This is a genomic window from Cohaesibacter celericrescens (genome assembly GCF_002866925.1).
Lineage (GTDB): Bacteria > Pseudomonadota > Alphaproteobacteria > Rhizobiales > Cohaesibacteraceae > Cohaesibacter > Cohaesibacter celericrescens.
The window spans coordinates 80,372-96,924 of the sequence record NZ_PKUQ01000002.1 but is presented as its reverse complement, the minus strand read 5'-3'; the positions used below and the strand labels follow the sequence as shown (position 1 = coordinate 96,924).

Here is a 16,553-nt window from a genome sequence, read left to right as displayed (position 1 = left end):
TTACAACCATAGATAATAGAGATGATGGAGCTGTATTAGTGCCGTATGTCATGTTTGGACCTAAAATGCCGGTTGATTAAAATTTGAACTATTCCCTTAGGGGAAGCCAAATCACTATCGGATATAACTGGGTCCTATCAAGAAGCTCCGTGAAAGGAGTCTTGGGATCGACGCTCAGGGATGCAAACAATGACCAAGACATTATTCAAAAAAGCAACATTTGCTCTTTCAGTCTTTGCGCTGTTATTTTCCGCACCACTGCAAGCCAGACCCAATACGGATGCGGTAGCTCAGCTTAAGAGCCTTCAATCTCAATTGATCCAGTTGAAGGAGCGGAACAAAAACCGTCCTCCCTTGGCCTATCAGGTATTCTGCCGCAAACATGCGCGTGAATGTCGGGGAGGGGGCTCAAGTTCGGTACGCTACAACAAAAAACTGATCGCAACACTTTATGAAACCAACCGCGCTGTAAACCGCAAAATTCGTTATCGCAATGACCGTGGTGAAACATGGTCCATCAACACACCGTTTGGTGATTGTGAAGATTATGCTTTGACCAAACGATCCGAACTGATCCGGAAGGGTGTTCCTGCCAGCTCTTTGCGTATGGCAGTGGTCAAAACTCGTTCCGGTATCGGGCATGCGGTTCTGGTTGTTCGTACAAATCGTGGTGACTTGGTACTCGACAACCGCCGTAGTTCCATCCGCACCCGCAGTAAAACTGGCTACAAATATCTCAAAATGGCGACAGCAAACCCAAAAAAATGGGTCTCGTTACTATTGAAATAACCGTGCCTTGTTGTCCCCACCTTTCGGTGCGGACAAGTAGGCATTTGAAAATGATATTGAATTGTTTGATTTGATACCCACACGGTGAAGCCAGGTACGATCTATCTCATGGCTTTCACGTGTTGAGATTCAATAAGAATTCATTAGGGATTCTTAAGGTATCATTATCGTACGGGAGATGAATATGGGACTTATCGAAGTATCAATCATCTATGGGTTGGTTACCAGCCAATTGAAGGGCAGCTTTTCTATGGCAATTTCAGCCATACTTTTTGGTGCAGTTTGCCTTATCGGTCTCCTTACTTCTCCATTGGGTATATCGACAGGGATTCAGATCGCAATTGCGGCTTGGTTCTGCTTCAATTTGTCGTTTTTTTCTTGGATTTTTCTCCCAAACTTACTCGTCAAACGCCTTACATGAGATCGATTCATAGTAAAGCATCAAATTGGTTATGGATGCCCCAAGGGCCCGATTATTTAAAACAATAATTTCAAATGATGGATCAAGATCTTTAGAGCTGCTGACTTAGATAAATCGGAGTCCATTGCACCGGGCCGTTCTCTGACCCTCAGCGTTGATCCAATTGTGTTTTTATCATTTAGTCTCAACTTTTTGCAGAGCACATTGGGATCTAGGCTTAGAATTATTTGCAACCACTGAAATAAATAAAAATATAATGCAGATATAAGTAGCTTACAGGAGCGTTCGATTAACCCTAAATCGGGATAGAAATATGTATTTTGTCGGTTTTCTTGTCCTATACGGGCTTGGGTTTGCTTTAGGCTTGGAATATCTTGGGTGGCCCTTTGTTGCTTTGTGGTTGGTCGGATTCTTCGTTTTTGCCAATGAAATGTGCAAATTTGTATTAGCGGTTCGCACTTCATCAAATGAAGCCTACGTTAATGGTGAGCTTTAAAGGGTTCGCTAATAGCCACTGTCCCGAGTGACACAGCCGCCAATACATATGGAGCATCCCATGCTTTGAATGCATTGGATTTTAGACTTTCAAAAACACCCAGCCAATAGCAACATTGCGCAATTTTGTGTGTGGCATGTAGAAATATGCACGTGCGGTCTTGTTTACGCATCATCTTCATTATGTGGTTTCAAACCAACTGAGCTGTTGGTTCGGGAAATAATGCGGATAATTTCTGTTTGTGAATGAACCTTAGAGGCGTTTGCTTGGTGTTATACACGGTTTAAAACGCTAAAAACGGCGTCATACTTAGAGAGAGATTTGGAACTAAATGCCTATTAATTGGGCAAATAGTGGGCGCGCAGATAGATAAAACAGCCATTTCGGGGCAACTCGGCGCGCGTTGCTGGCCTTGTGTTTCATGAACTATTGGACGAAAGTTTATAATTGCTCTAAAAACTGAATAAGTGGGGCGATGAATCTGAAGGCTATACTGCGAGCGCGCCATTTAGCCGTCGTATACCAGACGCAAAGATTTTTGCGTTATTGGTGAACCAGGATCAAACTATCATTTGGATACGCCAAATTCATTCGCAGTTGGCAAGTCTTTGCTTTACGTGCAAAAATCGGATGTTCGGATATGAATACGAAAATATTTCAAATCAAACTGAAACAAGAAATTCTCCGTCACCTTAAATACTCACTAGGCAAAGATCAGGGCCACTCAACCCCTTATGATTGGCGCATGGCGTTGTCGTTGGCAATGCGCGATATGGTGGTGGACCCTTGGTTCGATAGTACGCGCAAAACTTATGAGGCAAATGCCAAGCGGGTCTATTATCTATCAATGGAATTTCTGATTGGCCGTCTTATTGAGGATGTGGCAATCAATCTCGGTTTTGAGGACGTGGCGCGCGAAACCATGCGAGAACTGGGGCAGGATTATTCCAGGATTGTGGCCAACGAACCCGATGCAGCCTTGGGCAATGGGGGGCTCGGTCGCCTTGCAGCTTGTTTTCTCGACTCGCTTTCAACACTCGGAATTCCTGCATATGGCTATGGTATTCGCTACGAGCACGGCTTGTTTGAACAGCATTTTGAAAATGGTCAACAGATTGAAACCGCTGAAGGCTGGTTGGCGCAGCGCAACGTTTGGGAATTTGAACGTCCAGAAGTATCCTATCCAATCGGATTTGGTGGTCATGTAAGCGAGAGCGATGGCCGTACGGTCTGGCACCCAGCAGAGACGGTGCGGGCTCAGGCCTATGATGCACCAACTCTGGGTTGGCAAGCCAAATGGTGTAACACGCTTCGCCTTTGGGCAGCCAAGCCAACGCGCAAATTTGACTTGGAAAGCTTCAATCGCGGAGATTTCCTCGGTGCCAGTGCGCCAGAGGCATTGGCTCGGACTATCTCTCGCGTCCTATATCCCGATGACACCACCGAAATTGGTAAAGAATTGCGCCTGAAGCAGGAGTATTTCTTCACATCTGCTTCCATTCAGGATTTGATCCGTCGCTTTCTTTCCACCAACGACGATCTGCGCAATTTGCCAGACAAAGCGGCCATTCAGCTCAACGATACCCATCCCGCGATTGCTGGGCCTGAGCTTATCCGCCTGCTAACCGATGTCCATGATATTGAAATATTTGAAGCTATTGACATTACGCGCAAGTGTCTGGGTTATACCAACCATACCTTGTTGCCTGAAGCGCTGGAACGTTGGCCTGAGCATCTGTTTGCCCGGATCCTGCCGCGTCACTACCGCATTATTGAAATTATTCAGGATCAGCATCTTAAAGAAACTGGCTCCAATATACGCATCATTGACCATGGCAACGTGAATATGGGCGAATTGGCCTTTATCATGGCTCATCATGTCAACGGAGTTTCGGCGCTGCACACTGAATTGGTGAAAGAAACTGTCTTTGGTGACCTGCATAAGGTTTATCCAAAACGTATCGTCAATGAGACCAACGGTATCACCCCGCGCCGGTGGCTCTATTCCTGTAATAAGCCATTGCGTGAATTGATTAATTCCACCATTGGCACCAAGTGGCCTGATAATCTCGAACGCCTGAAAAGACTGGCAAAACATGCCGATGATGCGTCTTTCCAAGGCGAGTTCCGTGCAGCCAAACGACAAAACAAAGAACGTCTTATCTCCTGGTTGAATGAACGCAATGGTGTCACTTTCAATCCAGATGCCATGCTTGATGTTCAGGTCAAACGTATCCATGAGTATAAACGTCAGCTGATGAACTTGCTGGAAACCATTGCTTACTGGAATGAAATCAAGGAAAATCCAACCAAAGACTGGACCCCAAGAGTCAAGGTCTTTGGCGGCAAAGCGGCTCCAGGTTATGAGGTCGCAAAACAAATCATTCACCTGATTAATGATGTTGCAAAAGTCATCAACAATGACCCGGTCACTAAAGACTATTTGCAGATCATTTTCCCGCCAAACTACAATGTTTCCATGGCCGAGATTTTGATTCCTGCATCGGATTTGTCCGAACAAATCTCAACAGCAGGCAAAGAAGCATCGGGCACTGGCAATATGAAGTTTGCTCTTAACGGAGCGCTCACTATTGGCACTCTTGACGGGGCTAATGTGGAAATTCGCGAGCATGTTGGCGCAGAAAACTTCTTCTTGTTTGGCCTAACGGCATCGGAAGTGGTTGAACGGCGCAATGAGCCTGACTATGCCAGACGTGCAATTGAAGCGAGCCCACGCCTTTATAGGGTCCTCAATCAAATCGCTAGTGGTGTGTTTTCACCAGAAGAAACTCATCGCTACGGGTCGATCGTTCAGATGATGTATGAGAGCGACTACTTCTTGGTTACGTGTGATTTTGATTCCTATTTTGATACTCAGCGTAAGGTCGATGAGGCTTATAAAGATACCAAGCTGTGGACCAAAATGGCGATTCTTAACACGGCCAATGTTGGCTGGTTCTCATCGGATCGGACCATCAAAGGCTATGCCAAAGATATTTGGCATACAAAATCTCTTTATTAAGGGAGATCAATCAAATTATTCGGCGACCTATTCCAAAAGCTAGTCGCCGAGTTTTGGCACGATGACTTTTGCGATTCAAAGGTCTAGTCCTTGCTTTGTTGATCCGTAGAATGCCCCTCTCGGATCGTAATTTATGTCAATACAATAAGATAGAGCGAGTCTAATGGTTTCAATTATCTTAGACTTGCTCTAGCCTAAAGATTAAATTGAGGGGAAAGGCAGAGCTATGACATACATCTCCCGACGTGACGCACAGTCCATTCAAAATGGGGTGCACAGCGATCCATTCTCGGTTCTGGGGCTTCATGAGTGGAAGGACAAGCTAGTCATTCGAGCCTTTTTCCCCGGTGCAGGGAAAGTCGAAGTTCTCAACCATGAAACCGGCGAACTGATCACTGCCCTCATTCGGGATGAATCGGCTCAGGATATCTTTACAAACATCATTGAAAACGCAACCGAGCGTTTTCCCTACAAATTTCGCATCACCATGGGTGATCATGTTTGGGTCACAGAAGACACTTACAGATTTGGCCCTGTGATTGGTGAACTGGATGAATATCTATTGGGTGAGGGCACTCACCATGAGCTTTGGAAGGTTCTGGGCGCCCATGTGATGACGCATGAGGGTGTAGCCGGTACGCATTTTGCTGTTTGGGCTCCCAATGCTCGTCGTGCTTCAGTTGTTGGCAATTTTAACGGATGGGACGGCCGTCGTCACCAGATGCGACAACGCGGTGCAACCGGTGTTTGGGAGATTTTCATTCCGGGCATTGATGACGGTGAACCCTATAAATATGAGCTGCTTAACAGACAGGGTAACTTGTTGCCACTTAAGGCCGATCCTGTTGGGTTTGGATCAGAGCATGCCCCGCGCACCGCGTCCATTGTCCGTCGCCTAGACTGCCATGAGTGGAAAGACGCCGGATGGATGTCAAAGCGCGAATTGTTGAGCCGGATTGATCAACCCATTTCCATCTATGAAGTGCATTTGGGGTCATGGAAAAGGGTGCAGGACGAGGGTAACAGACCTCTTTCCTATCATGAATTGGCGCGTGATCTGGTTCGCTACGTCAAAGATATGGGCTTTACGCACATTGAGTTGATGCCAATTTCTGAGTTCCCGTTTGATGGCTCTTGGGGCTATCAGCCCGTTGGTCTGTTTGCTCCGACCATTCGGCATGGAACGCTTGAAGAATTTAGGGACTTTATTGATGCCTGTCACGAAGCCGAAATCGGTGTGTTGATCGATTGGGTTCCTGGGCATTTCCCAGAAGATGTGCATGGCTTAGGCAAATTCGATGGCACGGCTCTTTATGAGCATGAAGATCGCCGCGAAGGCTTCCATCCTGATTGGAATACGCTGGTTTATAATTATGGCCGCAAGGAAGTAACCAATTTTCTATCGGCTAATGCCCTTTATTGGCTCAAGGAGTTTCACGTCGACGGTCTGCGCGTCGATGCCGTTGCATCCATGTTGTATCGTGATTACTCGCGCAAAGAAGGCGAGTGGATCCCCAATAAAGACGGTGGCCGAGAAAATTACGAAGCGATTGACTTCCTTCGGAACATGAATGAAATGGCTTATGGAGAAGTCAACGGGATCATGACGGTTGCCGAAGAATCAACGGCATTTCCCGGTGTCAGTGCTCCAACAAATTATGGTGGCCTCGGCTTCGGATACAAATGGAATATGGGGTGGATGAATGACACCCTGCGTTACATGTCACAAGACCCGGTACACCGCAAATATCATCACCACAACATGACTTTCGGGTTGCATTATGCCTTCTCGGAAAACTTCATCCTGCCTTTAAGTCACGATGAAGTGGTGCATGGGAAGGGGTCTCTTCTCAACCGGATGCCGGGATATCCTGCTGACCAATTTGCCAATTTGCGGGCTTACTATGGCTTTATGTGGGGGCATCCTGGCAAGAAATTACTGTTTATGGGTGGGGAATTTGCTCAGGGCCAAGAGTGGAACCACAATCAAAGCCTTGATTGGCATCTGCTCGGTCATGATTTTCAGCGCGGTGTGCAGTCCCTTGTGCGCGACTTGAACCGCATTTATCACGATGTTCCTGCTTTGCACCAGCTTGATACGAGGCCTGAAGGATTTGAGTGGATCAATTCCAATGCGCATGCGGATTCTGTCTTCTCATGGGTCCGAAAAGGCAAAAATGGTGAAGCACCCGTACTTGTGGTGAGCAATATGACGCCGGTCGAACGGCAACATTATAGGGTTGGCGTGCCTGAAGCTGGGCGTTGGCTTGAAATCCTAAATACCGATTCCAGTCTTTATGCGGGCGGCGGCCGAGGCAATCTTGGCGCATCACAAACCGAAGAAATCGCATCCGATGGACGCGATGTATCTTTGTCTTTGACGCTGCCACCACTATCCACGCTCTATTTCCAGTTGGAACGTGTATAAGATCTCATTGATCACTTGTGGTCATCCAATAGAAGGGAGGTTGCTATGAAACTTGATCGTGAAACTTCGAGACTTGCAAATCAGTCGATGGCGTTCATCTTGGCTGGTGGCAAAGGAAGCCGATTGCAGGAGTTGACCGAAAAACGCTCCAAGCCCGCCATGTATTTTGGTGGTAAAAGCCGCATTATCGACTTCGCACTTTCAAATGCCGTAAACTCAGGCATTCGCCGTATCGGCGTAGCAACCCAATATAAGGCGCACAGCCTTATTCGTCACTTGCAACGTGGGTGGAGTTTTTTCCGCGAAGAGCGCAACGAATATCTGGATATTCTGCCCGCTTCCCAGCGTATGGATAACGAGGTTTGGTATAAGGGCACCTCAGACGCAATTTATCAAAATATCGATATCTTGGAGAGTTACGGTCCGAAATACATGGTCATTTTGGCTGGCGACCACATCTACAAACAAGACTATGGATTGATGGTCCGACAACATGTTGAGACCGGCGCAGACGTGACCATTGGCTCCATCGAGGTCCCTATTGAGGAGGCCAGTGCCTTTGGTGTCATGAAAGTGGATGAAAACGACAATATTCTGGAATTTGTCGAAAAACCGGAAAACCCACCTTCTATGCCGGGTGACCCAACGCGCGCCCTTGCGTCTATGGGTATCTATGTTTTTGAATCCAAACTGCTCTACGATATGCTTCGTCAGGATGCTGATAATCCCGATACTCAAAACGACTTTGGCAAAGATATCATTCCTTACTTGGTCAAGCACGGCAAAGCAGTGGCTCATCCCTTCAGCCATTCATGCATCCGGTCCGGGTTGGAAAAAAAGCCTTATTGGCGTGATGTAGGAACCATTGACGCTTTTTGGGAAGCCAACATTGATCTGACGGATTTTGTACCCGAGTTGGACATCTATGATAACGATTGGCCAATCTGGACCCATCAGGAGCTTCAGCCTCCAGCGAAATTTATCCACGATGAAGAAGGACGCCGCGGACAGGCTGTGTCTTCTATGGTCTCTGGTGGATGTATCATTTCAGGGTCGTCCCTTAATCGTTGCTTGTTGTTCACAGGTGTAAAAGCCCACTCTTTCTCTTCAATGGAAGGCGTTGTTGCGCTTCCTCACGCAGAGATTAATCGTAACGCTGAGTTAAAAAATGTGGTCATTGACCGCGATGTAAAAATCCCGGCAGGCCTTGTGGTCGGTCAGGATCCCGTGCTTGACGCTCAGCGCTTCCGCCGTACTGATAGCGGCATTTGTCTGATCACCCAATCCATGATCAACAAACTGGATCTATAAATGAACGTACTATTTGTTGCCTCCGAATGCGCACCCTTTGTCAAAACTGGCGGTCTTGCCGATGTTATTGGGTCTGTTCCAAAAGCTTTGGAACAGCTTGATAACACTGTCAAAATCTTGATTCCGGCCTATCCTGCGCTTAAAGACTGGATCAAGCATGGCGATCTTCTGTTAGAATTGGAAGATTTGTTTGGTGGACCCGCTCGCGTTTATTCTGTGCGTGCGAAAGGGTTGAATTTGTTGCTGCTGGAGGCAGCACATCTTTTCGATCGTAAAGGGACAATCTATCTCGATGAGGAAGGTTACGATTGGGAGGACAACGCCATTCGTTTTGGCGCTCTTTCCCTAATCGGTGCCAAAATCGGCCTGGATGGCATCGGTGGATGGAAGCCAGATGTCATCAATGCCCATGATTGGCAAGCCGGTTTGGTGCCCGTATATTTGCGGCAATCAGGCCGCAAAGCACCTCCTGTTGTTATGACAATTCATAACATCGCGTTCCAGGGGCTGTTTGATGGGGCTTTGCGTGGTCCTCTCGGACTGTCATCTGGGCTATTCACTCCTGATGGGTTTGAATATTGGGGTCATATCGGCTACCTCAAAGGTGGCATCGCGATGGCCGACAAAATCACTACGGTAAGCCCAACCTACGCTGAGGAGTTGCTGACTCCAGAATTTGGGATGGGACTCGAAGGGTTGCTTCGCAGTCGGCAATCTGATTTGACGGGTATTTTGAACGGTATCGATTTGGATATCTGGAATCCTGAAACAGATAAAGCCCTGACAAAAACCTTTACTGCCAAAACCCTGAAACGCAAAGCGGCTAATCGCACACGGGTTGAAGAGAAGTTTGGGCTTGCATCCAACCCAGACGCACCCTTGTTCTGTGTGATTTCGCGACTTACGACCCAGAAGGGTCTCGATTTGTTGCTAAAATCGATACCAACACTGATTAAACGCGGTGCACGTTTAGCGGTTTTGGGGACGGGTGATAAAAAACTGGAAGACGATTATCGGGCGATGGCAGATCGGTTTCCTGAGTCTGTTAGTGTTGAAATCGGCTATGACGAAGAGCTATCCCACATGCTACAAGGTGGCTCAGACGCGATATTGATCCCTTCTCGTTTTGAACCGTGCGGACTGACACAGCTTTACGGCCTACGCTATGGCACCATTCCTGTTGTTGCGCGCACTGGAGGTCTTGCGGATACGGTGATTGATGCAAATTCGGCCGCTCTCACAGCCTCTTGCGCTACAGGTATTCAATTTTCTCCCATTACAATTGAAACACTGGAAAAAGCGATTAATAGAACCTGTGATTTATTCAAAGAGCCCAAGCATTGGCGTGTCATGATGCGCCGCGCAATGGAGCAAGAAGTAGGCTGGGATCATTCTGCCAAATTGTACAAACAGCTGTTTTCATCACTGATTGAAGAGCGAGCCGACTAGGACCAACCACTCAATGAAATATAGAATTTCGAGCGGTAGCTCGCATCAACTCGGTGCATTTTTTGATGGTGAAGGGACCAATTTTGCGGTCTTTTCAGAAAATGCGAGTCAAATCGATCTTTGTTTTTTCTCACCCGATGGGAAAAAGGAAATCGACCGTGTTTCGTTGCCTGAAAGAACCGGGCCCGTCTGGCATGGGTATGTCGACGGGGTCAAACCCGGTGCTCTGTATGGCTATCGTGCACACGGCATTTATGCACCAGAGCAAGGGCACCGCTTCAATTCCAACAAGCTGTTGTTGGACCCTTACACGCGTGAGCTGCACGGCAACTGGACGCCTTCGGCCACGGTGTTTGGCTATCAAAAAGGCGCTAAAGGTGCCGATTTGACGTTTGGTGCCGCAGACAGTGCCGATTGCATGCCAAAATCAGTAGTTTCAGACCCTCGGTTGAATGAGTTTCTTCAACAAGAAGCACCCAAGTTCCGGGATCGCGATCTCATCTATGAGGCACATACCAAAGGCCTGACAAAGTTGCATCCCGGCGTGCCAAAAGCGTTACAGGGAACCTATGAGGGTCTTGCCTCTGATGCGGTCATCGATCATCTTTTGTCTCTTAATGTGTCCGCCATTGAATTGATGCCCGTGCATTCTTTTTTGGATGACGAGTTTCTTCAAAACAAAGGTCTGCGCAATTATTGGGGCTATAACACCATCGGCTTTTTTGCTCTGGAGCCGCGCTATTTTGGTCCTGAAGGGATCGTGGGCTTCCGCGCTATGATCCAAAAGCTAAAAGCAGCGGGCATCAAGGTTTATCTTGATGTGGTATATAACCATACAGCAGAAGGCGACCAAAACGGCCCCACACTGTCTTTCCGTGGCTTGGACAATGCTTCCTATTATCGCCTGATTGCCGGTCAACCTCGCTATTATGTGAATGACACCGGTTGTGGCAATACCGTCAATGTTTCCCATCCATTTGTTTTGCGTATGGTGCTCGATTCCTTGCGTTATTGGGTGCAATGTATGGGGGTTGATGGGTTCCGGTTTGACCTGGCAACCACCGTATGCCGTGAAGATCATGGATTTGATCCCCATGGTGGTTTTCTGGATGCTATCCGGCAAGATCCTGTTCTGTCCCAAGTCAAACTCATCGCCGAGCCGTGGGATATCGGTCCGGGTGGATACCGACTCGGCGGGTTCCCTCCAGAATTCTCCGAATGGAATGATGGATACCGCGACACGTCGCGCAGATATTGGAAATGTGACCCACAAACCACACCAGATTTGGCTTCGCGTCTCTTGGGATCAGCCGATAAATTTGACCGGGCAGGGCGGCGAGCTTGGTCTTCGGTCAACTTTGTGTCTTCACATGATGGTTTCACGTTGGCCGATATTTCTCGTTACAACAACCGCCATAATCTTGCCAATGGCGAGAATAATATGGACGGCCACGGAGCAAATTTTAGTGACAACTGCGGCCATGAAGGTGACACTGATGATCCGGTTGTGCGTGCGCGTCGTCACCGTCGGCAGAGAAATTTGTTGGCCACACTGTTCCTCTCACAAGGCACGCCGATGCTTCTGGCTGGGGATGAGATAGGGAATAGCCAATCGGGCAACAACAATGCCTATTGTCAGGACAACGACATCGGTTGGGTGAATTGGGATCAGGCAGACACAGAACTCAACGATTTTGTTACCTATCTGTCGGCGTTCCGAAAGGCACATAAAGCCTTGAGGCAGGATCGTTTTCTGCACGGTGCCAAACGCGAACAAGACGATCAGCCTGATGTGGAATGGACTGACTTTGGTGGTTTCCCGCTGCGTTGGCGGGATCCCGGCATGTCGAGTTTCTGTTTGACCCTTCGTTGTTCCGCTGAAGCGCCAATATACCAACAAGACAACGATGTTGTTTTCATTATTTTCAACCGTAGCAACGTCGCCGCTGATGTTGTTTTGCCTAAACACCCCAAAGGCTACCATTGGGTCCGAAGTCTTGATACGGCCCAACAAGTTCAATATCCCAGCCGCGAAACGCGTAAGGAAGCGACAGAAGTGTCTGGCTCATCCGTCGTCGCCCTGATCCTCCAACCGGATAATGCTTCGTCATGAATATTGAAAGTCTCAATGCCCTTGCTGGACATTTTGGAATTCATCATTCCTATAATGATTTTGACGGCAATCTGATCCACACGTCCGTAGAAACACAGCTCGCATTGCTTCGTGCAAATGGCCTGCAACTTGACAATGACGCCATGATCGCCGAGGCGCTTGAGGCATATGTTGCAGCGGAAAATGATCGTTGGTACCCACGAGAACTGATAACCGGAATGGGGTTTGGTTATGAGTGTAACTTTGGTCTCGGCGCACGTTGGAGCATAGAGCTCGACGAAAGAGTCTCGGAGGAAGAGAAATTATCCTTTTCTTCAGGGGCCTTGTCCGGTGTTGCAGACACCCATATTTCACTTCCGCCTTTGCCCGCAGGTATTCACGATTTAATATGTGAAGTCGGGGATCGTATCGAGACCGTAACCATTATTTGTGCCCCTCTACAAGCCCCTTCGATTGAATCCTTTGGTGGAAAACGACGCATTTGGGGACTCAATACTGCATTGTATGGGATGCGTTCTGCACGAAATTCTGGTCTCGGTGATTACGAAGATCTGGCGAATTTGGCCGAATTCACTCACGAATTGGGTGGCAGTTTTGTGGGTATCAACCCCGTTCATGCGCTGGGCTTTGCCGAGCCTCATGCGATCAGCCCTTATTCGCCTAGTCATCGTGGATTTTTCAATACCCAGCACATTGCGACCGATCGTATTCCTGGCCTGACAAATACGCCACAAGCACGTTCAATCATGCAGGCGGTAGCCGTTCAGTGGGCAGAATTGCGAAATAGCGAGCAAGTGGAATATATCCAACACCGCACTTGTCACAACGCTGCGTTGCGCGATTATTATACGCTCTTCCTTCAGCATGCTGAGCTGACAGCGCATCAGCAGTTTCAGGAATTCGTAGAACAACGTGGGGCCTATCTTCAACGCTTTGCTTTGTTTGAAGCGCTGGCGGAGCAATTTGGACAAGACTGGCGTGATTGGCCAATCGAACTGCAAAACAAAGAACCCGATGCCATTGAGCGAGAAAGTGAAAGGCTTGAAGCCCGTATAAGGTTTCATGCGTGGTTGCAATGGGTCGCAAATAGCCAGCTCGAATATGCCCAAGACCGCGCCAAAGCAGATGGCGCTGGTATGGGGTTGTATCTGGATCTTGCTGTGGGTGCGCGCCACGGTGGGGCTGAAAGCTGGTGTGAGTCCGAGAGTGTCGCTCATGGTGTTTCTCTTGGGGCTCCACCGGACCAACTCGGCCCTGATGGGCAAAATTGGGGGTTGATGACTTACGCGCCAAGAAAGCTAGCTGCCAATAAATACAAGTCGTTACGTCATATCTATCGTGCGGCCATGCGCCATGCCGGTATTTTGAGAATTGATCACGTTTTGGGTCTCAATCGGAGCTTCTGGATACCAGAGGATGGCAGTCCAGGCGCCTATGTTTCCAAGCCGCTTGATACATTGTTGGCCATATTATCTATCGAATCCAACACCACAAAGACCGCAATCATTGGTGAAGATCTTGGTCTTGTGCCAGATGGATTTCGTGAAAAGGTCCAAGCGCGCGGTATCTATGGCTATTCTGTGCTGCAATATGAAAAATGGCCTGACGGCAATTTTAAGCATCCAAATGATCTACGCCAGTTTAGTTTGGCCTGCTTTAGTACGCACGATACACCAACACTGAAGGGCTATCTTACCGGACGGGATATTAAGTGGCGGGATAAACTGAGTAAAATTGAGGGGCGTATCTCACATGAGGCGTTAGAACACCGCGAACGAGATGTTTCCGCACTTGCTCGACTTTCAGATCATACAGATGGTGCTGAAGGATTTGATCATTTGTTTGACGTTGTGCATGGTACTCTTGCCGCTTCTCAGGTCGCAATGATCTCTGTTCAACTGGATGATGTTCTCGCTCAAGAAGAAGCTCAGAATTTGCCCGGAACGATCGATGATCATCCCAATTGGCGCCGCAAATGTCCGCTCACGGTCGATGAGTTGAGATCAGACCCTGCCTTTGAGGTTATTTCCAAAACGATGGACGACGCAGGTCGAAATCTCAAACAATTAGCAGACAATGCCTCGCCTGAGAGTTGAAGAAGGGCTCTCATTATGCTTTAAATGCCCGCGCCTGAAAGGCGCGGGCATTTGGTATATGGTCTGTAACTACCGGCATCCCATCCGGCGCTCCCAAGACACGATGCGATTGACACGCCTCTGCTGTGACGCGGTCAGTCTGCCCCAAGGAGCATAACACCGAGCTCCGAAAGCATTGCGAGCACGACGCGTTTTGAAGCAATAGCCACGCGAGGCGTAAATTGCATTTCGTGCATACCACAGCTCACCGCAGCTCATATATTGGTAGTTCTGTGCTTGTGCTTTGCCGATAAAACCAACTCCGCTGCCCAATTCAGAAAACAGCGGTGATGCCAGCATAAATCCAGAGGTGAAAAGAAGAGCTAGCCCGAAGGAACGAAGTCTTGTCATGATTAATCTCCCCGATCATCATGCCAACGGACGTTCTCGCGCCCATATGACATGGGTACTTATGTGATGGCTAATGCCCGCAACAGGCAGTTTGCCGTTCAATTCGAATATCACATAAAAATAATACACCCATGTCTGATCGTCCGCAATCAAACCGATATACTAGGACGTTAAGGCCATCCGGCATTTAGCGTACACAAAAAAACCGGCCAGAAGAGGCCGGTTTGAGTTTGCTTGGCAGGCTGTATAATTAGTAAACGTCGCGCACGTATCGTTTGTCTTTCTTCAACCGATTGACATAATCCGTCGTAGCGTCGTCATTTCGGCCGCTTTGTTCAGCAATTATTTCATGCAAGGTGCGATCCACATCTTTGGCCATCCGTGAGGCGTCGCCGCAAACATAAAAATGGCCACCTTCTTCCAAAGCCGCATAGAGGTCCTTGGCATTTTCTTTCATGCGCGTTTGGACATAGATTTTCTCTTTTTGATCGCGAGAAAAGGCCAAATCCATACGGTGCAGAACACCAGCGGACTGCATCTCAGTCAGCTCATCTTTGTAGATGAAGTCACATTTCTCGTGTTGATCACCAAAGAACAGCCAGTTGGTTCCTTTCGAGCCAATCGCTTGGCGTTCTTGCAGAAATGCGCGGAAAGGCGCAATGCCGGTGCCAGGACCAACCATGATCATTGGCACATCATTGTTTTCTGGAATACGGAAGCTCTTGTTTGGTGCTACAAAAACTTTAGAAGCGGCGTTGCCTACTCGATCGGCAAGGAAACAAGACGCAACACCACCATGAGAGCGTCCATGACTATCGTAACGAACCGACGCGATGGTCAAATGAACGCTGTTTGTGAAGGCTTTTGAGCTTGAGGATATTGAATAGGCACGATGCTGAAGAGGTTTGAACAAGCCTAGAATCTCGTCAACGGAGAATTGCACATTGGGGTGCAACAACATCACATCAAGGGCGTCTTTCGACCAAAGATAAGCCTCAAGAGAATCTTTGTCACCATGGTCAACGATATGCTTTAGGTGATCATCATCTGCCCGTTCTGCAACGGCTTTGACAAATTCATTTGAAGGTGAAGAAATCTCGAGATTGTTTAACAGAATGTCTTCTAACGACTGATCTTTGCCAGCAACCGCGGTGTCTCCAGAAACACCAAGGCGCTGGAGCCAGGCTGACACAAGAGCTGGGTCGTTTGTTGGAATCACACCGAGCGCATCGCCGGCCACGTAAGAGGGGCCATCATTGGATAGATCAAACTCATAGTGACGAATTTCTTTTGCAGACTCATCTCCCGAGAGTAGGCGATTGACCGTAACGGGCGCATGAAAAGGTGTTTTGCGGCTCCATTTGGACTTGGCGGCTTTTGGGGCAGTTCCATTCGGCACAGCAACATCACCACTGCCTTCCGGTTTTCGAAGAACCAATTCTTCTAAAACTCCAGCGCTCCAGGTCTCGGCATCTTCTTCATAGTCAACATCACAATCGACACGCGGAACCATGCGCTTTGCACCGAGTTGCTCGAGCCGCAAGTCAAATTGTTTGCCCGCTTCGCAGAATTCGTCATAAGCGGTATCACCAAGAGACAGCACCGAGAAACTCATATGCTCCAGTCGCGGTGCATCAGAGGCTATCAGCGCATCCCAGAACAATTCAGCATTGTCCGGCATTTCGCCTTCGCCATAGGTCGAGGAAACAATGAAAACATAGTCCATTTTTAACAATGCATCGACTTCGATTTCATCAAGCGAAGCCAAAATAGCATTGATACCCTGAGCGCGCATCGCCGCGCTGAGATCCTCCGCAACGCCTTCGGAATTGCCGGTCTGGGTTCCGTAGAGCACATGAGCGGTTAATGTAGCCTGTGCTTCAGATGCTGCCGACTTTTGGCCTTGCAGCATTTGCGTTTGTAATCCGGCATAAAACCCAGCCAACCATGATTTTTGGTCATCTGAGAAGGGCGCGTCATCAGGAAGAAACGGGGCTTTCATATCAATTAGATCCGTCTTTTAGAATTGGCTACTTCG

The 16,553-nt window shown here is 48.2% G+C and carries 10 protein-coding genes; 8 read left to right on the top strand and 2 right to left on the bottom strand.

The features are described 5' to 3' along the window. The first annotated feature begins 189 nt into the window (after positions 1-189). The 8 genes from C0081_RS03560 to malQ all read left to right on the top strand — a co-directional run bounded on the left by C0081_RS03560 (position 190) and on the right by malQ (position 14,125). Entirely contained in the window at positions 190-789 is a 600-nt protein-coding gene (locus tag C0081_RS03560; RefSeq protein WP_180966748.1) for a transglutaminase-like cysteine peptidase, read from the top strand. A gap of 734 nt (positions 790-1,523) precedes the next feature. Further along, entirely contained in the window at positions 1,524-1,706 is a 183-nt protein-coding gene (locus tag C0081_RS03550; protein ID WP_101532433.1) for a hypothetical protein, read from the top strand. Between the two features lie 640 nt (positions 1,707-2,346). Then, the gene (locus tag C0081_RS03540) at positions 2,347-4,728 is read left to right on the top strand and encodes a glycogen/starch/alpha-glucan phosphorylase (protein WP_101532431.1); all 2,382 of its coding nucleotides are present in this window, start codon (positions 2,347-2,349) and stop codon (positions 4,726-4,728) included. A gap of 226 nt (positions 4,729-4,954) precedes the next feature. Beyond that, complete coding sequence (glgB, locus tag C0081_RS03535) at positions 4,955-7,156, top strand: 1,4-alpha-glucan branching protein GlgB (RefSeq protein ID WP_101532430.1); 2,202 nt, start codon at positions 4,955-4,957, stop codon at positions 7,154-7,156. 45 nt (positions 7,157-7,201) lie between these two features. Beyond that, complete coding sequence (gene glgC, locus C0081_RS03530; protein WP_101532429.1) at positions 7,202-8,467, top strand: glucose-1-phosphate adenylyltransferase; 1,266 nt, start codon at positions 7,202-7,204, stop codon at positions 8,465-8,467. After that, a complete protein-coding gene (gene glgA, locus C0081_RS03525; RefSeq protein ID WP_101532428.1) occupies positions 8,468-9,916 on the top strand; it encodes a glycogen synthase GlgA in 1,449 nt (482 codons plus the stop codon). Between the two features lie 13 nt (positions 9,917-9,929). Continuing rightward, positions 9,930-12,029 (top strand): glycogen debranching protein GlgX, encoded by a 2,100-nt coding sequence (gene glgX / locus C0081_RS03520; protein ID WP_101532427.1) that lies wholly within the window; start codon positions 9,930-9,932, stop codon positions 12,027-12,029. Next, entirely contained in the window at positions 12,026-14,125 is a 2,100-nt protein-coding gene (gene malQ, locus C0081_RS03515) for a 4-alpha-glucanotransferase (protein WP_101532426.1), read from the top strand. The genes glgX and malQ overlap by 4 nt, the downstream gene beginning before the upstream one ends. Before the next feature lie 69 nt (positions 14,126-14,194). On the opposite strand, the gene C0081_RS03510 is transcribed toward malQ, so the two are convergent. Then, complete coding sequence (locus tag C0081_RS03510) at positions 14,195-14,515, bottom strand: YARHG domain-containing protein (RefSeq protein ID WP_245417849.1); 321 nt, start codon at positions 14,513-14,515, stop codon at positions 14,195-14,197. A 250-nt stretch (positions 14,516-14,765) separates the two neighbouring features. Further along, entirely contained in the window at positions 14,766-16,517 is a 1,752-nt protein-coding gene (locus C0081_RS03505) for a diflavin oxidoreductase (protein WP_101532425.1), read from the bottom strand. Positions 16,518-16,553: the final 36 nt, after the last annotated feature.